This is a genomic window from Billgrantia aerodenitrificans, from assembly GCF_021404405.1.
Classification (GTDB): domain Bacteria; phylum Pseudomonadota; class Gammaproteobacteria; order Pseudomonadales; family Halomonadaceae; genus Halomonas; species Halomonas aerodenitrificans.
In genome coordinates, this window is sequence record NZ_JABFTV010000007.1 from 299,827 (window position 1) to 324,970 (window position 25,144).

The 25,144-nt window shown below is 65.1% G+C and carries 23 protein-coding genes; 20 read left to right on the plus strand and 3 right to left on the minus strand.

Going from position 1 to position 25,144, the window contains the following annotated elements; genetic code table 11:
- Window positions 1-104: 104 nt before the first annotated feature.
- The 13 genes from gcl to HOP59_RS15185 all read left to right on the plus strand — a co-directional run bounded on the left by gcl (window position 105) and on the right by HOP59_RS15185 (window position 14,457).
- Entirely contained in the window at window positions 105-1,880 is a 1,776-nt protein-coding gene (gene gcl / locus HOP59_RS15125) for a glyoxylate carboligase (RefSeq protein ID WP_234254506.1), read from the plus strand.
- A gap of 201 nt (window positions 1,881-2,081) precedes the next feature.
- Window positions 2,082-2,861: a hydroxypyruvate isomerase gene (gene hyi, locus HOP59_RS15130; protein ID WP_010627007.1), complete on the plus strand. Its 780-nt coding sequence runs from the start codon at window positions 2,082-2,084 to the stop codon at window positions 2,859-2,861.
- 207 nt (window positions 2,862-3,068) lie between these two features.
- The gene (locus tag HOP59_RS15135; protein WP_234254507.1) at window positions 3,069-3,956 is read left to right on the plus strand and encodes a 2-hydroxy-3-oxopropionate reductase; all 888 of its coding nucleotides are present in this window, start codon (window positions 3,069-3,071) and stop codon (window positions 3,954-3,956) included.
- 220 nt (window positions 3,957-4,176) lie between these two features.
- Window positions 4,177-5,481 carry a glycerate kinase type-2 family protein gene (locus HOP59_RS15140; RefSeq protein ID WP_141638539.1) on the plus strand — a complete coding sequence of 435 codons (1,305 nt, stop codon included), beginning with the start codon at window positions 4,177-4,179 and terminating at the stop codon, window positions 5,479-5,481.
- The gene (gene pyk, locus HOP59_RS15145) at window positions 5,478-6,962 is read left to right on the plus strand and encodes a pyruvate kinase (RefSeq protein WP_234254508.1); all 1,485 of its coding nucleotides are present in this window, start codon (window positions 5,478-5,480) and stop codon (window positions 6,960-6,962) included. The genes HOP59_RS15140 and pyk overlap by 4 nt, the downstream gene beginning before the upstream one ends.
- A gap of 101 nt (window positions 6,963-7,063) precedes the next feature.
- Window positions 7,064-7,798 carry a GntR family transcriptional regulator gene (locus HOP59_RS15150; protein WP_010627012.1) on the plus strand — a complete coding sequence of 245 codons (735 nt, stop codon included), beginning with the start codon at window positions 7,064-7,066 and terminating at the stop codon, window positions 7,796-7,798.
- On the plus strand, window positions 7,795-8,340 hold the full coding sequence (locus tag HOP59_RS15155) for a DUF192 domain-containing protein (RefSeq protein ID WP_234254509.1): 546 nt from the start codon (window positions 7,795-7,797) through the stop codon (window positions 8,338-8,340). The genes HOP59_RS15150 and HOP59_RS15155 overlap by 4 nt, the downstream gene beginning before the upstream one ends.
- A gap of 365 nt (window positions 8,341-8,705) precedes the next feature.
- A complete protein-coding gene (locus tag HOP59_RS15160) occupies window positions 8,706-9,704 on the plus strand; it encodes a TRAP transporter substrate-binding protein (protein WP_234254510.1) in 999 nt (332 codons plus the stop codon).
- Window positions 9,705-9,762: 58 nt separating this feature from the next.
- A complete protein-coding gene (locus tag HOP59_RS15165; RefSeq protein WP_010627015.1) occupies window positions 9,763-10,266 on the plus strand; it encodes a TRAP transporter small permease in 504 nt (167 codons plus the stop codon).
- Window positions 10,266-11,537 carry a TRAP transporter large permease gene (locus HOP59_RS15170; RefSeq protein ID WP_010627016.1) on the plus strand — a complete coding sequence of 424 codons (1,272 nt, stop codon included), beginning with the start codon at window positions 10,266-10,268 and terminating at the stop codon, window positions 11,535-11,537. Before HOP59_RS15165 ends, HOP59_RS15170 begins: the two co-directional genes overlap by 1 nt.
- A 39-nt stretch (window positions 11,538-11,576) precedes the next feature.
- Complete coding sequence (locus HOP59_RS15175; RefSeq protein ID WP_234254511.1) at window positions 11,577-12,350, plus strand: SDR family oxidoreductase; 774 nt, start codon at window positions 11,577-11,579, stop codon at window positions 12,348-12,350.
- Between the two features lie 57 nt (window positions 12,351-12,407).
- On the plus strand, window positions 12,408-13,340 hold the full coding sequence (kce, locus tag HOP59_RS15180) for a 3,5-dioxohexanoate:acetyl-CoA acetone transferase (RefSeq protein WP_086510165.1): 933 nt from the start codon (window positions 12,408-12,410) through the stop codon (window positions 13,338-13,340).
- A gap of 76 nt (window positions 13,341-13,416) precedes the next feature.
- On the plus strand, window positions 13,417-14,457 hold the full coding sequence (locus HOP59_RS15185; RefSeq protein WP_234254512.1) for a LacI family DNA-binding transcriptional regulator: 1,041 nt from the start codon (window positions 13,417-13,419) through the stop codon (window positions 14,455-14,457).
- 21 nt (window positions 14,458-14,478) lie between these two features.
- Here HOP59_RS15185 and HOP59_RS15190 read toward each other — a convergent pair whose 3' ends face one another.
- Window positions 14,479-15,336 carry a DMT family transporter gene (locus HOP59_RS15190; RefSeq protein WP_234254513.1) on the minus strand — a complete coding sequence of 286 codons (858 nt, stop codon included), beginning with the start codon at window positions 15,334-15,336 and terminating at the stop codon, window positions 14,479-14,481.
- A 190-nt stretch (window positions 15,337-15,526) separates the two neighbouring features.
- Between HOP59_RS15190 and HOP59_RS15195 the strand changes: the two genes are divergently transcribed.
- Genes HOP59_RS15195 through HOP59_RS15205 form a run of 3 tightly spaced genes read left to right on the plus strand, consistent with a single transcriptional unit; the run spans window position 15,527 to window position 18,370 of the window.
- Window positions 15,527-16,537 carry a DctP family TRAP transporter solute-binding subunit gene (locus HOP59_RS15195; RefSeq protein WP_234254514.1) on the plus strand — a complete coding sequence of 337 codons (1,011 nt, stop codon included), beginning with the start codon at window positions 15,527-15,529 and terminating at the stop codon, window positions 16,535-16,537.
- A gap of 59 nt (window positions 16,538-16,596) precedes the next feature.
- A complete protein-coding gene (locus HOP59_RS15200) occupies window positions 16,597-17,076 on the plus strand; it encodes a TRAP transporter small permease (protein WP_010627022.1) in 480 nt (159 codons plus the stop codon).
- Window positions 17,066-18,370 carry a TRAP transporter large permease gene (locus tag HOP59_RS15205; RefSeq protein ID WP_086510160.1) on the plus strand — a complete coding sequence of 435 codons (1,305 nt, stop codon included), beginning with the start codon at window positions 17,066-17,068 and terminating at the stop codon, window positions 18,368-18,370. Before HOP59_RS15200 ends, HOP59_RS15205 begins: the two co-directional genes overlap by 11 nt.
- Here HOP59_RS15205 and HOP59_RS15210 read toward each other — a convergent pair.
- On the minus strand, window positions 18,358-18,882 hold the full coding sequence (locus tag HOP59_RS15210) for a macro domain-containing protein (RefSeq protein WP_010627024.1): 525 nt from the start codon (window positions 18,880-18,882) through the stop codon (window positions 18,358-18,360). The genes HOP59_RS15205 and HOP59_RS15210 overlap by 13 nt on opposite strands.
- Before the next feature lie 279 nt (window positions 18,883-19,161).
- Between HOP59_RS15210 and HOP59_RS15215 the strand changes: the two genes are divergently transcribed.
- The 4 genes from HOP59_RS15215 to HOP59_RS15230 all read left to right on the plus strand — a co-directional run bounded on the left by HOP59_RS15215 (window position 19,162) and on the right by HOP59_RS15230 (window position 24,982).
- Complete coding sequence (locus tag HOP59_RS15215; RefSeq protein WP_234254515.1) at window positions 19,162-20,550, plus strand: KamA family radical SAM protein; 1,389 nt, start codon at window positions 19,162-19,164, stop codon at window positions 20,548-20,550.
- 279 nt (window positions 20,551-20,829) lie between these two features.
- Complete coding sequence (locus HOP59_RS15220) at window positions 20,830-21,810, plus strand: TAXI family TRAP transporter solute-binding subunit (protein WP_010627026.1); 981 nt, start codon at window positions 20,830-20,832, stop codon at window positions 21,808-21,810.
- Between the two features lie 132 nt (window positions 21,811-21,942).
- Window positions 21,943-24,540, plus strand: coding sequence for a TRAP transporter permease (locus tag HOP59_RS15225; RefSeq protein ID WP_010627027.1), 2,598 nt, complete (start codon window positions 21,943-21,945; stop codon window positions 24,538-24,540).
- A gap of 13 nt (window positions 24,541-24,553) precedes the next feature.
- Window positions 24,554-24,982, plus strand: a complete 429-nt coding sequence (locus HOP59_RS15230) for a universal stress protein (RefSeq protein ID WP_010627028.1) — start codon at window positions 24,554-24,556, stop codon at window positions 24,980-24,982.
- A 74-nt stretch (window positions 24,983-25,056) separates the two neighbouring features.
- Here HOP59_RS15230 and HOP59_RS15235 read toward each other — a convergent pair.
- Window positions 25,057-25,144: IS3 family transposase (locus HOP59_RS15235; RefSeq protein WP_234254523.1), on the minus strand; the 88-nt coding region annotated here is incomplete at its 5' end.

Below are 25,144 nucleotides of genomic sequence, written 5' to 3' on the forward strand. Positions count from 1 at the left end.
GTATGTGTTGACGAGGCGGGTTGCGGCTTCTAATCTCGATATATAGAAATATTTTCCAAAAACAACTCTCCACAAGAACAAGGCCACCCACGGGAGGAACCGTCATGGCTCGAATGACCGCAGCAGAAGCCGCCGTTCACGTGCTCAGGAAGGAGGGCGTCGACGTGGCCTTTGGCGTGCCCGGCGCCGCCATCAATCCGTTCTACGCCGCCCTGCGCAAGGTCGGCGGTATCGATCACGTGCTGGCGCGTCACGTCGAGGGCGCCTCGCACATGGCCGAGGGCTACACCCGCACTCAGGCCGGCAACATCGGCGTTTGCATCGGCACCTCCGGCCCCGCCGGTACCGACATGATCACCGGACTCTATTCGGCCAGCGCGGACTCCATCCCGATCCTGTGCATCACCGGCCAGGCGCCTCGCTCCAGGCTGCACAAGGAGGACTTCCAGGCCGTCGACATCCAGGCCATCGCCGGGCCGGTGACCAAGTGGGCCGTCACCGTGCTCGAGCCGGCCCAGGTGCCGCGCGCCTTCCAGCAGGCTTTCCAACTGATGCGTTCGTCGCGCCCGGGCCCGGTGCTGATCGACCTGCCCATCGACGTACAGATGAGCGAGATCGAGTTCGACCCGGACACCTACGAGCCGCTGCCGGCCTACAAGCCGCGCGCTTCCCGCGCTCAGGCGGAGAAGGCCATGGCCATGCTCGACGAGGCCGAGCGGCCGTTGATAGTCGCCGGCGGCGGCATCATCAATGCCGACGCCAGCGAGCTGCTCCAGGAGTTCGCCGAGCTCACCGGTGTGCCGGTCATCCCCACCCTGATGGGCTGGGGCAGCATTGCCGACGACCACCCGCTGATGGCCGGCATGGTCGGGCTGCAGACCTCGCACCGTTATGGCAACGCCACGCTGCTCGAATCCGATTTTGTGATGGGTATCGGCAACCGCTGGGCCAACCGCCACACCGGCAACCTCGAGACCTACACCAAGGGACGGAAATTCGTTCACGTCGACATCGAGCCGACTCAGATCGGGCGCATCTTCGGTCCCGACTACGGCATCGTTTCCGACGCCAAGGCGGCGCTCGAGCTGTTCGTCGAGCTGGCCCGCGAGAGGAAGGCGGCGGGCACGCTCAAGGATCGCAGCGCCTGGGCCGAATCGTGCCAGGAGCGCAAGCGCACCCTGCTGCGCAAGACCCACTTCGACGAGGTGCCGGTGAAGCCGCAGCGGGTCTACGAGGAGATGAACAAGGTCTTCGGCAGGAACACCCGCTATATCAGCACCATCGGCCTGTCGCAGATCGCCGGCGCTCAGTTCCTGCACGTGTACAAGCCGCGTCACTGGATCAACTGCGGCCAGGCCGGCCCGCTGGGTTGGACCATTCCCGCCGCGCTCGGCGTGTGCAAGGCCGACCCCAGTGCGGAAGTGGTGGCGCTCTCCGGCGACTACGACTTCCAGTTCATGATCGAAGAGCTGGCCGTGGGGGCGCAGTTCAACCTGCCCTACATCCACGTGCTGGTGAACAACTCCTACCTGGGGCTGATCCGCCAGGCCCAGCGCGGCTTCGACATGGACTACTGCGTGCAGCTCTCGTTCGAGAACGTCAACTGCCCGGAGATCAACGAGTACGGCGTCGACCACGTCTCGGTGGTGGAGGGGCTCGGCTGCAAGGCCCTGCGCGTCACCCGGCCGGACGAGATCGTGCCCGCCCTGAAAGAGGCCCGCGAGCTGATGGCCCAATACCGGGTGCCGGTGGTGGTGGAGGTGATCCTCGAACGGGTGACCAACATCGCCATGGGGACCGATCTCGACGCCATCAACGAGTTCGAGGCGCTGGCCGACGAGGGGGCGGATGCGCCCACCTCGATTGCTCAGCTTACTTAATAAACGCTGCGAGAACTCATCGTTTCGATCGATTGGCAGGCCGCGCCGAGGGGCGCCGGGAACAGGACGTAGAGGAGGTTCTTCGCCATGGATGGCGAAGATAGCGCCCAGGGAAGGGTTCACAGCGCCTCCTCGCAGTTCTGTCGCCGGGTCAGCCCCGGACAGACACGCGAGTCCTGGCCACGAACCAAGGAGACAACCATGCCCAAGTTTGCCGCCAACCTCAGCATGCTGTTCACCGAGGAGGATTTCCTCGACCGCTTCAAGGCCGCCGCCGAGGCCGGTTTCAAGGGCGTCGAGTACCTCTTTCCCTACGACTATTCCGCCGTCGAGCTCAAGGCGCGGCTCGACGAGCATGGCCTGACCCAGGTACTGCACAACCTGCCCGCTGGCGACTGGGGCGCCGGTGAGCGTGGTATCGCCTGTCACCCGGATCGGATCGAGGAGTTTCGTGCCGGCGTGGAGAAGGCCATCGACTACGCCACGGTGCTTGGCTGCAAGCAGGTCAACTGCCTGGCCGGTATCCAGCCCCAGGGCGTGAGCCTGGAGCAGGCGCGGCGCACCCTGGTGGAGAACCTGCGCTACGCTGCGGAGAAGCTCGAAGCCGCCGGCATCCTGCTGCTGGCCGAACCGATCAACACTCGCGACATTCCGGGCTTCTTCCTCAACCGCACCGAGCAGGCCCTGGCGATCTTCGACGAGGTGGGCAGCAACAACCTCAAGCTTCAGTACGACATCTATCACATGCAGATCATGGAGGGCGATCTGGCGCCGACCATCGAGAAACACCTGGATAGCATCGCTCACGTGCAGCTGGCCGATAACCCGGGTCGCCATGAGCCGGGCACCGGCGAGATCCACTACCCGTTCCTGTTCGCCCATCTCGACCGGCTGGGCTACGACGGCTGGATCGGCTGCGAGTACAAGCCCAAGACGACGACCCGTGAAGGTCTGGGCTGGCTGGATCAGGCCCGCGGCTGAAAATTGCTGCAGCACTTTTGACGAGGGGCGCCGGGGACAGGCCGAAGAGGAGGTCTTTTGCCAGGGATGGCAAAAGTAGCGCCCAGGGATGGGTTCACAGCGCCTCCTCGCAGGCCTGTCGACGGATCAGCCCCGAGTGGCGACGTCATATGCGACAGCCGCCGGGCAAGGTTGCAACGACAAAGACAAGCTGAAAGGAGAATCATCATGAGCAAGATCGGTTTCATTGGCCTCGGCATCATGGGCCGTCCCATGGCGGGACATCTGCTGGATGCCGGCCACGAGATCATCACCGTCGAGCACGGCAGCGCCATTCCCCGCGAGCTGGCTGACAAGGGCGCTCGGGTGGCGGCCAACCCCAAGGCGGTGGCCGAGCAGGCCGAGGTCGTCATCACCATGGTGCCGGACACCCCCGACGTGGAACTGGTGCTGTTCGGTGAGAATGGCGTCGTCGAAGGGCTCAAGCCGGGCACCCTGGTGATCGACATGAGCTCCATCGCCCCCATCGCCACCCAGGGCTTCGCCAAGCGCATCCATGAAGCCGGCGGCGAGTACGTCGATGCGCCGGTCTCCGGCGGCGAGGGCGGTGCCATCAACGCCGCCCTGACCATCATGGTCGGTGCCACTCAGGAAGGCTTCGAGCGTGCCCGTCCGATCCTCGAAGTGATGGGCAAGACCATTACCCACATCGGCGGCCACGGCGCCGGCCAGACCTGCAAGGTGGCCAACCAGATCGTGGTGGCGCTCACCATCGAAGCGGTGGCCGAAGGCCTGCTGTTCGCCTCGAAGGCGGGTGCCGACGTGGCCAAGGTGCGCGAGTCGCTGCTCGGTGGCCTGGCCCAGTCGAAGATCCTCGACGTGCACGGCGAGCGCATGATCAAGCGCACCTTCGACCCGGGCTTCAAGATCAAGCTGCACCAGAAGGACCTCAACCTGGCCCTGGAAGGCGCGCGCAGCCTCAACCTGGCGCTGCCCGGCACCGCCAATGCCCAGCAGCTGTTCCAGGCCTGTGTTGCGCATGGCGGTGAAGACTGGGATCACGCCGGCATCCTGCGTGCCCTGGAGGCCCTGGCCGATCACGAGGTGGGCAGCTGATCCGTCCCACCTGAGGAGGCAGCACCCTGCCAGCCAGTCGCGCAGACGGAGAGCCGGTGTTCCCTCCTGGCAGGCGTCAGGCCGTCGCCTGCCAACCGGCCCCGCCAGCGGCCCTTGCACCCGGCGGCGGGATCCCCAGTTGGAACCCGCCCGCCGCCGGGCTTTTTTCCTGCCTACCCTGCTGTTACCGTCGTTGCTGTCATCCGTTCGAGGTGTGCCCATGTCACAACAACTTCCTTCCCTGGACCACACGACAGACATGGCGACATGGCTGCGTCGGCTTGCCGACGTGGCCGTGACTGCCGTGCATCCGGATTCTCTGGTCGCCGATCTGCTGCCCGATCCACCCCCCGGGCGCACCGTTGTGGTCGGTGCCGGCAAGGCGGCGGCTTCCATGGCCGCGGCTCTGGAGCGCGCCTGGCAGGAGCGTTGCCCCGATGCGCCGCTCACCGGCCTGGTGGTCACTCGCTACGGTCATGCTGAGGAGTGTGAGGTGATCGAGGTGCTCGAAGCCTCCCACCCGATGCCCGACGATCTGGGCGAGAAGGCGGCCCGGCGCATGCTCGAGGCGGTCGCGGAGCTGGGCAAGGACGACCGCGTGATCGCCTTGATCTCCGGCGGCGGCTCGGCGCTGATGACGCTGCCCGCCGAGGGCATATCGCTTGCCGACAAGCAGGCCATCAACCGCGAGCTGTTGCGCTGCGGCGCGCCGATCGGGCAGATGAACACCGTGCGCCGCCACCTTTCCGCGATCAAGGGTGGGCGCCTGGCGGCGGCGGCACACCCCGCCCAGGTGGTGACCTGGCTGATCTCCGACATTCCCGGCGACGTGGCCACGCAGATCGCCTCAGGGCCGACTCTGCCGGATCGCTCGACCCCGGCCGATGCGTTGGCGGTGCTCGAGCGCTACGCCATCGAGATACCAGACCACGTGCGCCGCCATCTGGAGCAGGCCCAGGGAGCGCCTTCCCCCGACGACGCGGCCTTCGCGCGTGACGACAGCGTGACCCTGGCCCGCGCTCATGATGCTCTGGAAGCTGCTCGGGCCGCGGCGGAAGCGGCCGGTGTGACGGTGAAGGTGCTGGGCGACGACCTGGAAGGCGAGGCCCGCGAGCTGGGCCGTGCCCAGGCGCGCCTGGCGCTGGAGGCACGCGATGAGATCGAAGCGCCGTTGCTGATTCTCTCCGGCGGCGAGACCAGCGTCACCGTGCACGGCGACGGGCGCGGTGGGCGCAACGTGGAGTACTTGCTGGGGCTGTTCGAGGCCCTGGCCGGCGCCGAGGGGATTCATGCCCTGGCCATCGACACCGACGGTATCGACGGCTCGGAGGACAACGCCGGTGCGCTGTTCTCGCCCGACGACTGGGCCCATGCCCGTGAGCAGGGGCTGCAGCCGGCCGATTACCTGTCACGCAACGACGCGTATACTTTCTTCCAGGCATTGGATCGACTGATCGTCACCGGTCCGACCCGCACCAATGTCAACGACTTCCGTGCCATCCTGGTCTTGCCGAGGACACCATGACGCTTCCGCCACACGCTCCCATTCATGCCCCCATCCGCCGCACCAAGATCGTTGCCACCCTTGGCCCGGCCAGCGACCGCGAGGGTGTGCTGGAAGCCATGATCCGCACCGGCGTCGACGTGGTGCGCCTCAACTTCTCCCACGGCAGCGCCGCCGACCACCGCCGCCGGCTGATCGCCGTGCGTCAGATCGCCGATCGCCTGGGGCGCAGCGTGGCCGCCCTCGGCGACCTGCAGGGGCCCAAGATCCGCATCGCCCGCTTTCGTGACGGCGCCGTGACCCTCGAGGTGGGCCAGCCCTTCGTGCTCGACATGGCGCTGGACAGCGATGCCGGCGACGCCAGCCGCGTCGGCTGCGACTACAAGCAGCTGATCGACGACGTCGCCCCCGGCGACCGCCTGCTGCTCGACGACGGCCGCCTGGTGCTCGACGTCGAGCGCATCGAGGGGCAGCAGGTCCATACCGTCGTGGTCACCGGCGGCAAGCTCTCCAACAACAAGGGCATCAACAAGCAGGGCGGCGGGCTCTCGGCCCCGGCCCTCACTGACAAGGACAAGGCCGATCTCGAAACCGCCATCGAGATCGGCGTCGACTATCTTGCCGTCTCCTTCCCGCGCCACGCCGAAGACATGCGCGAAGCCCGTCGCCTGCTCGGCGAAGCGGGCAAGGAGATCGGCCTGGTCGCCAAGCTCGAACGCGCCGAGGCGGTGGCCGACGACGAAACGCTCAACGGTATCATCGAGGCCAGCGAGGCGGTGATGGTGGCCCGCGGCGATCTCGGCGTGGAGATCGGCGACGAGAAGCTGATCGGCATGCAGAAGCGCATCATCAAGCGCGCCCGCACCCTCAACCGTGCGGTGATCACCGCCACCCAGATGATGGAGTCGATGATCACCTCGCCGCTGCCCACCCGGGCCGAGGTGTTCGACGTCGCCAACGCCGTGCTCGACGGCACCGACGCGGTGATGCTCTCCGCCGAGACCGCCGCCGGCGACTACCCCGTGGAGACCCTCGAAGCGATACGTCGGGTGTGCCTCGGTGCCGAGCGCGAGCGTGTGGCCCAGGAGTCGGGGCACCGCATTCACGAGGGCTTCTCGCGCATCGACGAGACCATCGCGCTCTCCGCGATGTACGCCGCCAACCACCTCACCGGGGTGGCCGCCATCGCCTGCATGACCTCCACCGGTTACACGCCGCTGATCGCCTCGCGCATCCGCTCGGGGCTACCCATCGTCGGGCTGGCCCACAGCCCCATCGCCCAGCGGCGCATGGCGCTCTACCGCGGGGTGGTCTCGCTGCCGTTCGACACCAGTGCGATGGCGGCCAGTGAGCTCAATGACCGGGCGCTGGCGCTGCTGGTGCAACAGGGGATTGCCGAACCGGGGGATCATGTCATCCTGACCCGGGGCGATCACATGAACGCCCACGGTGGAACCAATACCCTGAAGATTCTCGACGTTTCCGAGAAGCATCAGGCTTGATTTTGTACGGCTTGGTTTTGTATACAGAAAACCTGCTTTCCTGTGGCCAGAATGGAGGAAACGTGCGAAGGTAAGCCCATGACAAGGCGAGAGGGCAAGCCATGAGCACCACCTGGCAGGACGAGGTTGCCGCCGAAACCCGGGCAGGCGGCAGGATCAGTGATCGTTTCATCGTCGACAAGGTGCGCGCGGCGGTGCTGACTCAGCGCCTGCCGCCGGGCACGCGTCTGCCCGAGGTGGCGCTGGGCGAGATCTTCGGCGTCAGCCGCTCGGTGGTACGCAAGGCGCTGACCCGGCTGGCTGCCGACCACGTCGTCAGCCAGCAGCCCAACCAGGTGGCCCGGGTGCGCGCACCGAGCATCGAGGAGACCCGCGAGACCTTCGCTGCACGGCGCCTGGTGGAGGGCGAGGTGGCGGCCCTGTTGGCGGGCCGGCTCGACGCCGAGTTGCTGAGGGAAGTTGCCACGCGTGTCGAGCGAGAGGCCGAGGCCCATGCCCGCGGCGACGAGGCGGCCCGCATCGAGCACTCCCTGGCGATCCACCACCTGCTTGCCGAGCATTCTCCCAACCGGGTGCTCGGCGTCATGCTCACCGACCTGATCCTGCGTACTTCCATCGTCATCGCCCTGTACAAGCGGGCCGGCCTGGCGAGCTGCTACCTGGCCGAGGATCATCCGGCGCTGCTCTCGCACCTGCGTGACGGCGACGGTGAGGCGGCACGGCGCTGCATCCACGAGCACCTTCAGGCGCTCGAAGGGCTGCTGGACCTCAGCACACGAGAGACTCGCATCGACCTGATGGCGATTCTCGGTCAGCGCGAGGGTGCGATGCCTTGAAACGCCCGGCAGGCCTGACGCTCGGCACCCGCGGGACCCAGGCTGTCGTTCTGGCCCTGCTTGTCGGCTTGCTGCTCGTCTGGCAGTGGCCGGCCGGGGCCGGGGAGTCGTTCACGCTCGAACGTGCGCCGCTGGAGATCGTGACCGAGGGCGAGCGCCATCGGCTCGAGGTGGAGCTGGCCCGTAGCTCGGCCGAGCGCCAGAAGGGGCTGATGGATCGCGACCATCTCGCGGCGGACGCCGGCATGCTGTTTCTCTACACGGAGCCCCAGTCGCCCCAGGGCGGCTTCTGGATGTACCGCACCCGCATCCCGCTGGACATTGCCTTCCTCGACGCCGAAGGGCGTATCGCGGCCAAGGCCACCATGCAGCCTTGCCCCTCGCAGAATCCCTACGACTGCCCGGTCACCCTGGCGGGCGTGACCTATCATGCGGCGCTGGAGGTCAATGCCGGCTATTTCGAGGCACACGATATCGAAGTGGGCGACTGCGTGACCTGGTCAGGCAGCGCCTCGGAGTGCGCCCGGCCTCGCGACCCCTGACATCGATCGCGCCCCCTGACATCGATCGCGCCCCCCTGACATCAATCGCTACGCCGTCGCTAACGTTGCAGCGCATCTGCATTGCAGTGCGTCGCTCGATGCGAGCCTGCGCTGCGCATGCGCGCATATTCGCGGCACGACGATGCCTGCAATTTTTGGCATACGTATTCTATACATAATACTAAAGTATATTTTCTTTTTGATCATAGGCTTGTGAATGAGTTTCGATGGATTTCTTCCAATTAATTTGCATACGTAGTCCATCTTGATCTAAACGTTACGCAGCTCGCTTTTGATAGCGGGAGCGAAAGGAGATGCATACGAATTCCTGGAAGACCACAACGACAACTCGAAAGGAGCGCAACATGAGTCGCAATACCCACCCCGTTTTCCTCAAGGCGCCGTTGGCGATGGGGCTGTCGCTTGCCATGGCTGCCGCTGCCCAGGCCGGCACAGAGCGCGTCATCGACGTCAGCCTGCCCCTGGGGCCCGACTCGCAGCAGGGCATCGGCGTGCTGAAGTTCGGTGAGGAGCTGGAGCGCCTCTCCGAGGGTCGCCTCTCCATCGACCCCCACTATGACAATGCCCTCGGTGCCGAGCGCGAGGTCGTCGAGGGCATGGGGTTCGGCATCGTCGACGCCGGCATCTCCTCGACCGGGCCCATGGGCGGCTTCGTCGACGAGTACCTGCTCTTCGATCTCCCCTACATTTTCGAGAACCACGACCACGCCTATGCCTTTCTCGACAGCGAGCACGGCGAGCATCTCGCTCAGCTGGCCGAGGAGGGCATGAACGTCAAGATCCTGGCCTGGATGGAGAACGGCTTCCGCCACAACACCAATTCGGTGCGGGAGCTGAATCACCCGGACGATCTGCGCGGCATCAATCACCGCACCCAGGAGAGCCGCGTCCAGGTGGATACCTGGGAGGCGCTGGGCGCCAATGCCACGCCGATGGCCTGGACCGAGGTCTACACCGCCTTGCAGCAGGGGGTCATGGACAGCCAGGAGAACCCGCTGCCGACCATCTACGACGTCAATTTCTACGAGGTTCAGGATTACCTGAACATGACCCAGCACGTCTATTCGCCGGCACCGCTGATGATGGGGCTGGACCTGTTCAATTCGTTCAGCGAAGAGGACCAGGCGATCATCCTGGAAGCGGCGCAGCTTGCCCTGCCAGTGCAGCGTGAGGCCAGCCAGGAGCTCGAGCAGCGCTACCTGGTCCAGCTGGCGGAGCTGGGCATGACCGTCACCGAGCCCGAACTGGACCCCTTCCGCGAGGCGGTGCAGCCGGTCATCGAGAAGTGGGCTCCCACCGTGGGCGAGGACCTCGTCGAGGCTGCCATCAATTTCGAGTATTGATGTGGCCCGCGGGCGGCGGTCTGCCGCCCGCGCCGTCAACTAGCGACACGAGGCAGTCATGAAGACGTTACTGCGGCAAACCAACAGGGGCATCGACCTGTTCAATCGCCTGGTCGGCTGGGGGCTCGCCGGGCTGTTGCTGGTCATGACCGTGCTGATCTTCTGGCAGGTCTTCGCGCGATTCGTGGTGGGAAGACCGCTTTATTTCTCGGACGAGATCGCCCGCTTCGCCATGATCTGGCTCACCTTCATCGGTGCCGGTTATGCCTATCGCAAAGGGCTGATGATCTCGGTCGATATCGTACTCGAATTCGCCGGGCCGAGGCTGGCGCGAGTCATGCGCGTCCTGGTCGTGCTGGCCTCGGCGCTGTTCGCCTTCATCCTGGTCAAGTACGGCTTCGAGATGGTGGGCCGGGTTTCCAATCAGACGGCGCCCAGTACCCGGGTGTCGATGATGTGGCCCTACCTGGCCGTACCTCTGGGCGGGATCGTCATCCTGGTCAATTCGGTGGCGCTGCTGATCGATGAGGTCGTAGGCAACGACAAAGAGGAGAGAAGCTGATGGCGCTGCTGCTTTTCCTGCTGCTGATCGTGTTGTTCGTCATCGGCGTGCCCATCGCCTTCTCGCTGGGCCTGGCCTCGGCCATCACGGTATGGCAGGGCGAGCTGATGCCGATGTTGATCGTGGCCCAGCAGTACATCACCTCGGTCAACTCCTTCCCGCTGATGGCGATCCCGTTCTTTATCCTGGCGGGCTACCTGATGCAGAGCGGCGGTATCTCCCGGCGGCTGGTGGATTTCTCCAATACCATGGTGGGGAGCATGACCGGCGGGCTGGCCATGGTGGCCATCATCACCTCGCTGTTCTTCGCCGCCATCTCGGGCTCCGGGGCGGCCACCACGGCCGCCATCGGCTCGATCCTGATACCGGCGATGATCGCCAAGGGCTATGCCTCCGGCTACGCGGCGGCCAATCAGGCGGCTTCCGGGGCGCTGGGGGTGATCATTCCGCCGAGCATACCGCTGATCCTCTACGGTATTGCCGCCAACGTCTCGGTGGGCGACATGTTCGTCGCCGGCGTCCTGCCGGGCCTCATGATCACCCTGAGCCTGCTGCTCTTCGCCTACGGCTACGCCCGCTATCACGGTCATGGCGGCGGCGAGCGCAGCTCCTGGCGCGAGATGTTCACGGCAGGGCGCAAGGCACTGTTGGCGATCCTGATGCCGGTCATCATCCTCGGCGGCATCTACGGCGGCATCTTCACGCCAACGGAGGCGGCGGTGATCGCCGTGGTCTACTCCTTCCTCGTCGGCTTCGTGATCTACCGCGAAATAACGCTCAAGGACATCGTCGGCATCCTTCAGGAGGCTGCCGTCACCACCGCCGTGGTGCTCAGCATCATCGGCGCCGCCGGGCTGTACGGCAGGATCCTGCAGAGCCTGCGGGTGCCGTCGATGCTGTCCAACTTCGTCATCGGCGCCATCGACAGCCCGCTGCTGTTCATCGTGCTGGTCAACGTGCTGCTGTTGATGGCCGGCATGTTCATCGAAGCCGCTGCGGCGATCCTGATCTTCGTGCCGATCCTGCTGCCGATCGCGGTGAGCTTCGGCTTCGACCCGGTACATTTCGGCATCATCATGGTGGTCAACCTGGCCATGGGCATGTTCACGCCGCCGGTGGGCCTCAACCTGTTCGTGGCGTCGCAGATATCCAAGGTCGGCGTGGCCCGGTTGACCTGGTCGATCCTGCCCTTCGTCGCCATCGTACTGGTCAATCTCTTCATCATCAGCGTGGTGCCATTCCTCTCCACCTGGCTGCCGTCGCTGCGCTAGCGGGGCGACGACCGTTCCACCCATCCGGGAGACACGACAATGAAAGTGGTAGACAGCCTGATTCCGCGGCAGGGCCTGAGAGTGCTGGTAACGGCGGGCGCCAACGGCATCGGCCTGGCCATTGCCCAGGCCTTCCATGAGGCCGGTGCGCGCGTGCACGTGTGCGACGTCGACGAGGCCGCCCTGGCGGCGCTGCCCGAGGGCATCGCGGCAACCCGGGCGGACGTCAGCCGCGAGGCGGACGTGGTGCGTCTGTTCGACGAGGCGGTCGGCCTGGGCGGGCTGGACGTGGTGGTCAACAACGCCGGCATCGCGGGGCCGACGGCCGGGATCGACGAGATCGAGAGCGAAGCGTGGCGTCAGACCATCGACATCAATCTCAACGGCCAATATTACGTGGCCAAGCGGGCCGCCGGCGCACTGCGTGAGAGCCGAGGCGTGCTGCTCAACATGGCGTCGGTGGCGGGGCGCCTCGGCTTCGCCTATCGCACCCCCTATGCCGCCAGCAAATGGGGCGTGGTGGGGCTGACCAAGAGCCTGGCCTGCGAGCTCGGCCCGGCGGGGGTCAGGGTCAACGCGATCCTGCCGGGTATCGTGCGCGGTCCGCGCATCGAGCGGGTGATCGCCGACCGTGCCGCGCAGCGCGGCATCGGTCGCGACGAGATGGAGCAGGAGAACCTGGCCAAGGTGTCGATGCGCAAGATGGTCGAGCCCAACGACATCGCGGCCATGGCCCTGTTCCTGGCCTCTCCCGGGGGCGCCAACATTTCCGGTCAGGCGCTCAGCGTCTGCGCCAACGTCGAGTCGCTGTAAGGGCTTGGCGTGTGGCGCGGCTGCCACGATTCCTGAATCACAACAGCGAGGTCTTTCATGGCGACGCAACGTAAAGTCATCATCACCTGTGCCGTCACCGGCGCCATCCATACGCCTTCCATGTCGCCCCATCTGCCGGTGACGCCCGAGGAGATCGCCGAGGCGGCCATCGCCGCCGCCGAGGCGGGTGCCGCCATTCTGCACCTGCATGCCCGCGACCCCCGCACCGGCAGGCCGACACAGGATCCTGCGGTGTTCGAGAAGTTCCTGCCGCGGATCAAGGCGTCGACCGATGCGGTGATCAACCTCACCACGGGCGGCAGCCCGCACATGACGGTGGAGGAGCGCATGCGCCCCGCCATCGAGTTCCAGCCTGAGCTGGCCTCGATGAACATGGGCTCGATGAACTTCGGGCTGTTCCCGATGCTGGAGCGTTTCCAGGCGTTCGAGCACGAGTGGGAGCGCGAGCACCTGGAGAACAGCCGCGACCTGGTGTTCAAGAACACCTTTGCCGATATCGAGAAGACCATGACTCTAGGGGCGCGCAACGGCACGCGTTTCGAATGCGAGTGCTACGACATCGGCCATCTCTACAATCTGCGCAACCTGGTGGATCGCGGCGTCGTCGGTGGGCGGCTCTTCGTGCAGAGCGTGTTCGGCATTCTGGGCGGCATCGGCCCCCACGCCGAGGACGTCATGCACATGCGTCGCACCGCCGACAGGCTGTTCGGCGACGGCTATGCCTGGTCCGTGCTGGGAGCGGGCAGCAATCAGATGCGCATCGCGGCCCAGGCTGCCGCCATGGGCGGGCACGTACGGGTGGGGCTGGAGGACTCCCTGTGGCTCGGGCCGGGCCGGCTGGCGGAGAGCAATGCCAGCCAGGTGCGCAAGGTGCGCGAGCTGCTGGAAGGGCTCTCGCTGGCCGTGGCGACAGCGGACGAGGCGCGCGAGATCCTGGAATTGAAAGGCGGCGACCGGGTCGGCTTCTGAGCCGCTACCGGCGTCTGCCGTGGCAAAGTGGTACGATTCCCGTCATTTCGGTATCCGCCCGCTGCGAGCTCCATGCATGAAAAGGAAATCCGTAACGTCCCGTGATGTGGCCCGACTGGCCGGCGTGTCGCAGTCGGCCGTCAGTCGCAGCTTTTCGCCCAATGCCAGTGTTTCTGACAAGACCCGCAAGAAGGTGATGGAAGCGGCGCGCGAGCTGGGTTATCGCCCCAATACCATCGCCCGCTCGCTCATCACACGCTCGAGCCGCACCATCGCGGTGGTGACCTACAGCCTCGAGAACCCGTTCTATACCTTCGTGCTGGAGCGCGCGTCGCGCTTCTTCCAGAAGCAGGGGTATCACCTGCTGCTGTTCTTCGCTCCCTCCGACCGGGGCTTCGACTCGGTGATCGAGGAGATCATCAGAAGCCAGGTCGAGGGGGTGCTCATGCTCGCCATCACCCTGGATACCGAGCAGGCAGAAACGGTGGCGGACTTCGGCATTCCCGTAGTGATCGTCAACCGTACCGTCAACTACGCCGGCATCAGCCAGGTCGGCTGCGACAATCACCGCGGCGGGTTCTGGGCGGGCAGCTACCTGGCCAGCCTGGGGCATCGGCGCATCGCCTACCTGGCCGGTCTGGAGGATTCCTCGACCAACCAGCAGCGTTACGAGGGGTTCGTGGCGGGCCTGGCGTCGCGGGGGCAGGAGTGCCATGCCGTCGAGGTCGGCAACTATCGCTACCTCGACGCCAGCCAGGCCACGCGGCGCCTGTTCGCTGCGCCCAGCGTGCCCGACGCGCTGTTTGCCGCCAACGATCTCATGGCCATTGCGGCCATGGAGACGCTGCGCCACGAGCTCGGCCTCGCGGTGCCGGAAGAGGTGTCGGTCATCGGTTTCGACGACATCCCCATGTCGACCTGGCCAAGCCATTCGCTGACGACGCTGCAGCAGCCGGTCGAGCAGATGGTGGTCAAGGCCACGGAGCTGTTGCTCGAGCAGATCGCTCACGCCGATACCGAGCCCGAGCACATCATGCTGCCGGTGACACCGATGCTGCGAGGAAGTACGCGCAGGCCGGGCGGTGCCGGTGCGGAAGCGGCGCCGGAGACGGATTGAAAAGGGCCGCCGTCTCGACCATCAGCGACCGAGCAGGGCGCGGAAGCGAATCACGATCAGTGCCACGCCGGCGATGACCATGACGCCGCCGATCAGCACATGGGCGTTGAGGCTCTCGCCCAGCAGTACGATGCCCAGCACCACCGCGCCCATCGGCACCATCAGGCTCAGCGGGGCCAGCCGGCTCACCGGATGGCGCCGCAGCAGGCCGTACCAGATGCCGTAAGCGACGATCGACGACATTACCGCGGTATAGAACACCGCGCCCCAGCCGAACCAGCCGGCGGAGGCCATGGCGCTCATCTGGCCGCTTTCGAACCACCAGGAACCGATGGCCACCTGGGGCACGGCGAGCAGGGCCGTCCAGCCGGCCAGTGCCAACGGCGGGATATTGGGTCCCATCTTGATCAGCAGCTGCGACACGGCCCAGCCGAAGGCGCTGAGCAGCAGCAGCGTCATGGGTAGCGCCGAGGGCAGGCTGGGGCCGCCGGCCAGTACCACTACCCCACCAAACGACAGCGCGAGGCCGACCACGCGCTTGACGCTCAGGCGCTCGCCCAGGAACAGCACCGCCAGCAGCGTGGCGAAGGGCGTGCCCATCTGCACCAGCAGGGCGCCGGTGCCGGCCTCCGCCTGACCCAGACCGATGAACAGCAGGGCGAAGTGCAGCGTACCGAAGGTCGCCGAGAGCAGTAGCAGGAAGGGCAGATGATGACGCGCCACCGGATGGAAGGGCACCAGCAGTGCCGCCACCAGAATGAAGCGCAGGGTGGTGAGCAGCAGCGGCGGTAGTTCCGTTACCCCCCATTTGATGACGATGATGTTCAAGGCCCAGATCACCACGATCGAGAGGCCCAACAGCAGGTCGCGCAGTGGCACGGCTGGCTCCTTGTCGTATTCGCCCTGGCGAGATGGTAGCCCGGTGCCGTGCGTCGCCGACATCGTTAACGGACTACCATTCAACGCCCGACATCGTAGAATGTCGAGGCGAGGCGAAATTGTCGATGCCCGCCAGAACGATAATCACGGCTGGCCCTGTCGGAGCCGGCCCCTGCTGCAAGGACACGTCATGAATTCACCAAGTCGTATCACCCGTATCGCCGCGGCCCTGGCCGGTGCCGCCGTGCTCACGGCCTCGCTCTCTGCCCAGGCGCGGGAGCTTTCCGTTTCCACCGTTCTCTCCGACGCCTTTCCCTGGGGCCAGGCGGCGGAGAAATGGGCCGAACTGGTGGAGGAGCGCACGGAGGGCGAGTTGACCCTGCGCGTCTACCCCAATTCGCAGCTGGTGGCCGGCGACCAGACCCGTGAATTCTCCGCCATGCGCTCCGGCCTGATCGACATGGCCGTGGGCTCGACCATCAACTGGTCGCCCCAGGTGCCCGAGCTCAACCTCTTCTCGCTGCCCTTCTTCATGCCCGACGAGGCGGCGGTCGATGCGGTGACTGGCGGCGAGGCCGGCGAGATGGTCTTCGCAGCCATCGAATCCCGCGGTGTGATTCCGCTGGCCTGGGGCGAGAACGGCTTCCGCCAGCTCTCCAACTCCCGCGGTCCGATCAGCGAGCCTGGCGACCTCAACGGCTTGAAGATCCGCGTGGTGGGCTCGCCGCTGTTCCAGGACACCTTTACCGCACTGGGGGCCGACCCCACCCAGATGAGCTGGACCGATGCCCAGCCGGCGCTGACCACCGGTGCCGTGGACGGTCAGGAGAACCCGCTGTCGGTGTTCGACGTGGCGCGCATCGACCAGGTGGGCCAGGAGCACCTGACCCTGTGGAACTACATGAACGATCCGCTGATCTTCGCCGTCAACCAGCGCGTATGGGATTCGCTCTCGGAAGAGCATCGCGAGATCCTGCGTGAGACCGCCGTCGAGGCCGGCGAGTGGGAGATCGCCATGACCCGCGAGCAGGAGAGCGAGCGGCTGGCCGACATCCAGGAACGCGGCGTGCAGGTCACCGAGCTGACCGAAGAGCAGCATGCCGCCTTCGTCAATGCCACCCGCAGCGTGCACGACAAGTGGATTCCGCGGATCGGCCCGGAGCTGGTCGAAGCTGCGCGTCAGGCCATCGAGGCTCGCTGAGCCCCATCAAAGCCTAGGTCCGGTTCTATCGGAGCCGGACCTTCAATTGCGAGGCTTCCATGAAGTTCTCTCCCGATGCCAGGCCCGAGCGTTGGCTGGGCTCGCTGGCGCTGGCGATCATTTCACTGATCAGCCTGGGCAACGTCATCACCCGCTACGTGACTGGTGGCTCGCTGGCCTTCACCGAGGAGTTCTCGGTGTTCCTGCTGGTGGTGCTCACCTTCGCCGGTGCCTCGGTGGCGCTACGGCGCAACGGCCACATTCGTATCGGCCTGCTCGAGCGGGCCCTGCCGGCTGCGCCGCGGCGTGCACTTATCCTCTTTCAGGGGCTTTGCGGCGCCATCGTGCTGGGGCTGATCACCTGGTTCGGCGCCAAGCTCACCTGGGAGGAGTACCAGTGGGAGTCGCTGTCACCGGGGCTCGGCCTGCCGCAGTGGTGGTACCTGCTGTGGCTGCCGCTGCTGTCGGCGGCAATGTTGGTGCGTCTGGTGCAGCAAACCGTCGATCGTCTGCGCGGGAGGCTCGACGATGAGCCCTGACCTGTGGATGATCCTGGCCTTCGCCGGGCTGCTGATCGCCGGCGTGCCGGTGGCCTTCTCCCTGGCACTGGCCGGCGCGGTGGGTATCCTCGTCGGCCTCACCCCGGAAATGCTGGCCACCCTCGGTACCAACACCTACAACAGCATCGCCAAGTACCCGCTGATCGCCATCCCGCTGTTCATCATGACCGGCTTGATCTTCGAGCGCGCCGGGGTCGCGCTGCGTCTGGTGCGTTTCGCTCAGGCGCTGATCGGCCCTCGTCATGGCGGCCTGGCGCTGGTGGCGGTGCTGGTGTGCATGATCATGGGCGGCATGAGCGGCTCCGGGCCGGCAGACGCCGCGGCAGTGGCCATGGTAATGCTGCCGAGCATGACCAAGGCCGGCTACCCCAAGCCCTTCTCGGCCACGCTGATCGCTGCGTCCGCCTCCACTGCCATTCTGATCCCGCCCTCGGTGGCGCTGATCCTCTATTCCATCGTGGTGCCCGGGGTCGACCTGCGGGCGCTGTTCGCGGCCGGGTTGTTTCCCGGCATCCTGGCCGGTCTGGCGCTGCTGGTGCCGGCGCTGCTGGTCTCGAAGCGCTATGGTTGGGAGGGCGGCACGCCGGTGGAGGGAGCGGAACGGCTCAAGGTGGGCGAGACCTTCAAGCAGGCGCTGCCGGCGCTGTTCGCCCCGGTGCTGATCCTGGGCGGGCTGCGCTCGGGTCTGTTCACGCCCACCGAGGCGGCCGTGGTGGCCGTGGCCTACGGTGCCCTGGTCGGGCTGTTCCTGACTCGCGAGATCGGCTGGCGCGATCTGTGGAGCCTGCTCGGTGAGGCGGCAGTGATCTCCGGTGTGGTCATGCTGATCATCGCCCTGGCCGGTATCTTCGCCTGGGCCGGCACCATGCTCGGTACTTTCCGCCACCTGGCGGAGTGGATCATCGGGCTCACCGACAACGGCGTGCTGCTGCTGATCCTGATCATGCTGGCGGTGCTGCTGGCCGGCATGCTGCTCGACGCCATCTCGATCTACCTGATCATGATGCCGATCCTGCTCCCGGTAATGCAGCACTTCGGCTGGAACCCGGTGTGGTTCGGCATCCTGCTGGCGATGAACATCGCCATCGGCCAGTTCACGCCACCGGTGGCGGTCAATCTGATGGTGACCACCAACATTGCCAGGATACGGCTGGAGCAGACCGTGGGCTGGGCGCTGCTGTTCGTGCTGGCCATGGCCAGCGCCCTGGCGCTGGTGGCGATCTTCCCGGAAATTGCCTTGTGGTTGCCGCGCACACTCGGCTACAACGTCTGATCGAGCGATTCCAGCGTGTCCTGGAAGAGCGTGGCGCTACCGGCGTCGAACAGCACGAAGCGCACCCGTTCGATGCCGGGGCAGCGAGGCAACGTCTCCTGCACCGTGGTGAGGGCGACCCGGGCGGCCTCCGCGAGGGGGTAGCCGAAGGCGCCGGCCGAAAGGGCAGGGAAGGCGATGCTGGCAAGGCCGTGCCGCTCGGCCAGCTCCAGCGCGTTGCGATAGCAGTCCGCCAGCAGCTCCGCTTCCGGCCTGTCGTGACCGTAGACCGGCCCCAGGCAGTGGATGACGTGGCGGTTGGGCAGGCCGAAGGCCTCGGTGATCACTGCCTGACCGGGCGCGATCGGCGCCAGCGGCCGACAGGCGCGCTCGAGTTCCGGGCCGGCTGCCCGGTGCAGCGCACCGGCCACGCCGCCGCCAGTTCGCAGCTGCGCATTGGCGGCGTTGACCACGACGTCGATATCCGGCTGATTGGCGATGTCTCCCTGCTGGCACTCCAGGCGAGCGGACATGTTCGCTATCTCCTCTGCTATGTCATTCCAGTCTGGTGGTAAGGGCCACAAGCCGACAAGTTCCCACGCTGTTCGGCGTAAAAGAATGGATCGTTGCGTATTCGCTCTGTTTTCGTGACATTCGTTGCAAATGGACGCAAAAACTTGCAAGTCGCCCGCCTGAACGGTACCAATGTGCTCCCCCGATAAGTCACGGCTCGCCGGCCTCAGGTCGACGTGACGGCGTGTTTGCGCCGTCGCGCAGGGCGTCGCCGTGACCCACGACAACAGGAGGAGACGATGAACCAGCGTGTGAACATCGAGCTCGGCGATGCAGGGGCCGAGGTCATCGAGGCCCGCCAATTCAAGGTCTACACCCACCGTCAACTGGACAAGATCGAGGCGATTCAGAATCTGCCTGAAGACCTGCGTTTCGACATGCGGGTCGTCAGCCAGGTGCTGCCGTTTCGGGTCAACGAGTACGTCATCGATGAGCTGATCGACTGGAACGACGTGCCGGGCGACCCCGTTTTCCAGCTCACCTTTCCCCAGCGCGGCATGCTCAGGCCGGAGCACTATGACGCCGTGGCCGAACTGGTTCGCCGCGACGCCGACGCCGCCGAGATGACGCCGGTGATCGAGCGCATTCGTGCCGAACTCAACCCGCACCCGGCGGGCCAGATGGATCTCAATCTGCCGCTGCTCGACGGCGAACCGCTGCCCGGCATGCAGCACAAGTACCGTGAGACAGTGCTGTTCTTTCCCAGTCAGGGGCAGGTGTGCCACAGCTACTGCACCTTCTGCTTCCGCTGGGCGCAGTTCGTCGGTGACAAGGATCTCAAGTTCGCCGCCAGCGAAGCCGATTCGCTGCATCGCTATCTGGCCGAGCATACCGAGGTGACCGACCTGCTGATGACCGGCGGCGACCCCATGGTGATGAAGGCCAAGCACCTGCGCATGTACCTGGAGGGCTTGATGGCCCCCGAGCTGGACCATGTCCAGGACATTCGCATCGGCTCCAAGAGCCTGACCTTCTGGCCTTACCGCTTCGTCACCGACCCGGACGCCGAGGATATCCTCGCGCTGTTCCGTGAGCTGACCGCCGCCGGCAAGCACGTCGCCTTCATGGCGCACTTCAACCACTGGAAGGAGATGGATACCCCCATCTGCCGCGAGGCGATCCGCCGCATCCGCGCCACCGGCGCCGAGATCCGCACCCAGGCGCCTCTGCTTCGCCACATCAACGACGATGCCGACCAGTGGGCGAGGATGTGGACGACGCAGGTGCGCCTGGGGATGATTCCCTACTACATGTTCGTCGAGCGCGACACCGGTGCCCGCCACTACTTCGAGGTGCCGCTGGTGCGTGCCTGGGAGATCTACCGCGAGGCCATGCAGCGGGTGCCGGGACTGGCGCGCACCGCCCGGGGGCCATCCATGTCCGCCGACCCGGGCAAGGTGGAGATACAAGGAGTCACCGAGATCCACGGCGAAAAGGTCTTCGTGCTGCGCTTCATCCAGGGCCGGGAAGCCAGCTGGGTGCAGCGGCCGTTCTTCGCCAAGTACGACGAGCGTGCCACCTGGCTCAATCATCTCGAGCCCGCGCTGGGCGCGAACGAGTTCTTCTATGAGGCGGATTTCGCCGCCATGAAGCGTGCCAAGCGGGAACTGATCGCCAGTGCGACCTGACCGTTTGCTCATGCCATTTCTACGCTGCCCCTGGCAAGGAGCAGACCCCTATTTCATGAGTCATGCAATTTAGGAATTAACGTACACTTAACGTAAATCCCTACTAGAATTAGGTCAGTTGAAAAAGACCATCATGACGGCGTTTTTTTCGCTAAAGTAGATGAGAGCGGTAGAAACCGCTGGCCAAGGTTCATGCGCCTTGGCCACACCAGGGATCTTGCTTCAGCCAAAGCAGCTGGTGAAAACCGGCTAGCCAATAACGTCTAAAGAGGTGTGTTAATGAAACGTCATGCTTTTTCCGCAGCCGCCTTCTCGGGAGCCCTGTTGGGCGCTGCCATGTTCTCTGCCCCGGCCGTGGCGCAGGACCGTTTCATCACCATCGGCACCGGCGGTCAGACCGGGGTCTACTACGTGGTGGGCCAGTCGGTATGCCGCATGGTGAATCGCGGCAGCGACGAGCACAACATCCGCTGTAACGCCCCCTCCACCGGTGGCTCCGTGGCTAACGTCAACGGCATGAAGAGCGGTGAGCTCGACATGGGCGTGGTGCAGTCCGACGTGCAGTACCGCGCCTACCACGGTGAGGCCAACTTCGAGTCCGATGGCGCCTGGGAAGAGATGCGTGCCGTCTTCACCATGCACGGCGAGCCGCTGACCGTGGTCGCGCGTGCCGACTCCGGCATCGAGCACTTCTCCGATTTCCCCGGCAAGCGCGTCAACATCGGCAACCCGGGCTCCGGCCAGCGCAACACCATGAACGTGGTGATGGAGGCCATGGGCTGGGATACCGGTACCTTCTCGCTGGCGTCGCAGTTGGATGCCGCCGAGCAGGCCGCGGCTCTGTCCGACAACAACATCGATGCCATGGTTTACGTGGTCGGTCATCCCAACGGTTCCATCCAGGAAGCCACCACCACCATCGACGCGCGCATCATCCCGGTGACCGGCGATGAAATCGATGCCCTGATCGAGGAGTATCCCTACTACACCCGTTCGGTGATCCCCGGCGGCCTCTACCGTGGCAACGACGAAGACGTCGAAACCTTCGGCGTTGCGGCCACCTTCGTGACCTCCACTGCCGTGGATGAAGAAGTCGTCTACGAAACCGTCAAGGCGGTGTTCGAAAACTTCGACCGCTTCAAGCGTCTGCATCCGGCCTTCGAGAACCTCAACGAAGAGGACATGATCTCCGAAGGTCTGACTGCACCGCTGCATGATGGCGCCGCTCGCTACTATCGTGAGCGTGGCTGGATCGAGTGAGAGGTAGGGGGTAACCACTCCCTTCGGTAAAAATGCGCGGACCCTCGGGGTCCGCGCATCTGTTTGGGTCAGCTGCTGAGGCGACATCTGCAACGGCAGCGCCCAGGGTCAAGCCAATGGGGCACGACGGTAATGACTGACGAAAAGACGAATCCACGAAACCCCGAGGCCGACCTGGAGGACATGGTCGCCTCCAGCGATACCGGAGCGCGCAAGCCGCTGGGGGCACCCGGCAAGCTACTGGTCGGTGTGGCTGCCGCCTGGTCGCTGTTCCAGCTCTGGATCGCCTCGCCGCTGCCCTATATCTTTCGCATCGGGGTATTCAATGCCACCGAGGCGCGCTCCATTCACCTGGCATTTGCCATGTTCCTGGCCTTCATGGCCTACCCGGCGCTGAAGCGTTCGCCGCGCGACCGCATACCGCTGCAGGACTGGCTGCTGGCGCTGGTGGGGGCTTTCTGTGCTGCCTACATCTTTCTCTTCTATGCGGAGCTCTCCGACCGGCCCGGGTCGCCCATACTGCGCGACGTGATCGTCGGTGTGGTCGGCATCGTGGTGCTGCTCGAGGCGACCCGGCGCGCCTTGGGGCCGCCGCTGGCCATCGTCGCTTCTATATTCCTTCTCTACTCGCTGTTCGGACCCTACATGCCGGGCATCCTGGCCCATCGTGGGGTCAGCCTGTATGGCCTGGTCAACCATCAGTGGCTCACGGCCCAGGGGGTGTTCGGTATCGCCCTGGGGGTGTCGACCAGTTTCGTATTCCTCTTCGTTCTGTTCGGTGCCCTGCTCGACAAGGCCGGTGCCGGCAACTACTTCATCAAGGTCGCCTTCTCGCTGCTCGGCCATTACAAGGGTGGGCCGGCCAAGGCCGCCGTGGTGGCTTCGGGGATGACCGGCCTGATTTCCGGCTCCTCCATCGCCAATACCGTGACCACCGGCACCTTCACCATTCCCATGATGAAGCGAGTGGGCTTCTCTGCCGAAAAGGCCGGGGCGGTCGAGGTCTCCTCATCGGTGAACGGACAGATCATGCCACCGGTCATGGGAGCGGCGGCCTTCCTGATGGTCGAATACGTCGGTATACCCTACGTGGAGGTGATCAAGCACGCCTTCCTGCCGGCGGTGATCTCCTATATCGCGCTGATCTATATCGTGCATCTGGAAGCACTCAAGGCCGACATGAAGGGGCTGCCTTCGAGCAACCCGATGCGTCCGCTGCTCAACAAGGTGATCGGTTTCCTGACCGGCCTGATCCTGCTGATGGCGCTGTCGTTTGCCGTCTACTACGGCCTGGGCTGGCTCAAGCCGGTGCTGGGCGACGCCACTCCCTGGGTCGTAGGGTTGGGCCTTGCCGCCATCTATGTAGGGCTGCTGAAGCTCGGCTCTTACTATCCCGAGCTCGAGCTCGACGATCCGACTTCCAAGGTCGTCACGTTGCCCCGCACCAAGCCCACGGTGATGGTGGGGCTGCACTACATCCTGCCGGTGATCGTGCTGGTGTGGTGCCTGATGGTGGAGCGCCTCTCGCCCGGGCTGTCGGCCTTCTGGGCTACGGTGTTCATGATCTGCATCATGATCACACAGCGTCCCATCACCGCCTTCTTCCGTGGTCGAAGCCGTCTCGCTGCCGACATCAAGGAGGGCTTCCTCGACCTGTGGGACGGTCTGGTCGCCGGTGCCCGCAACATGATCGGCATCGGTATCGCCACGGCTACCGCTGGCATCGTGGTGGGCGCGGTCTCTCAGACCGGTGTCGGCCTGGTGCTGGCCGACGTGGTCGAGATACTGGCCATGGGCAACCTGATGCTGATCCTGCTGCTCACTGCCGTGCTCAGCCTGATCCTCGGCATGGGGCTGCCCACCACCGCCAACTACATCGTGGTGTCGGCGCTGATGGCGCCGGTCATCGTGATGCTGGGGCAGCAGAACGGTCTGATCGTGCCGCTGATCGCGGTGCATCTGTTCGTGTTCTACTTCGGCATCATGGCCGACGTGACGCCGCCGGTGGGGCTGGCCTCGTTCGCCGCGGCCGCGGTATCGGGCGGCGATCCGCTGCGCACCGGTTTCCAGGCGTTCTACTACAGCCTGCGTACTGCGGCGCTGCCATTCCTGTTCATCTTCAACACTGACCTGCTGTTGATCGACGTCGGTTGGCTCCAGGGCATCGTGATATTCATCATAGCGACCATCGCCATGTTGATATTCGCTGCCGGGACCCAGGGCTATATGCTGGTACGCAGCCGCTGGTACGAATCGGTTCTGCTGCTGCTGGTGGCCTTCACCCTGTTCCGTCCCGGTTACTGGATGGATCGTATCCATGATCCCTATCAGTCGATCCCGCCGGCCGAGTTCGCCCAAGCGCTGGGCCAGGTGGAGGATGGTAGCCAGCTGCGCGTGCAGATCGCCGGCGAGGATGCCTTCGGCGATCCCATGACCACCTACCTGCTGGTGCCGGTGCCACGCGGTGACAGCGCCGAGGAGCGCATGGAGCGGCTGGGCATGGAGCTGTGGGTCGATGGCGATCAGGCTACGGTCGACTTCGTCGAGTTCGGTAGCCTGGCGGCGGACATCGGCTTCGACTTCGATCAGGAGATCATCGAGGTACTGGCGCCGGTGGATCGCTGGGCCAAGGAGTGGATGTGGATCCCCGGCTTCCTGTTGTTCGGCCTGGTGGTGCTGTTGCAGCGTCGGCGCAAGCTTCAGCAGCCGTCGTCGACCGCCCACGCCTGAGGAGGGTGCAGAGATGTACGACAAGATTCTGCTGGCTGTGGATCTCAACGAGGAGTCGTCGTGGGCCAAGGCGTTGCCCACGGCGGTGACCCTGTGCCGCACCTTCGGTGCATCGTTGCACGTGGTCACGGTGCTGCCGGATTACCACATGCCGTTGGTGGGTTCCTACTTCCCGCGCGATTTCGCCAAGAAGGCCCACGAGGCAATTTCCCAGGCCCAGCACCGTTTCATCGAGGAGCACGTGCCCGATGACATCAAGGTGCAGTCGGTGATCGTCGACGGCTCGCCCTGGGAGGCGATCGTCAAGTCGGCCAAGAAGCTCGAGGTCGACCTGATCGTCATGGCCTCGCACAACAAGCGCAAGTTCGCCGACTACGTACTGGGCCCCAACGCCGAGCACGTGGTCCATCACACCAAGATGTCGGTGATGATCGTGCGCTGAGTGCGTGAGTCGTCATGCAGGAAATGCAGAAGCCCCGGCCACTTGAACTGACCCCCAATAGTTGGACGGTTCATTCAGCCGGCGCCCACGGCCTGAGTCCTGTACTGTACGGGGCTCAGGCCTTTTAGTCTCTGCTTCATCCGGTGATGGTTGTAATAGTGG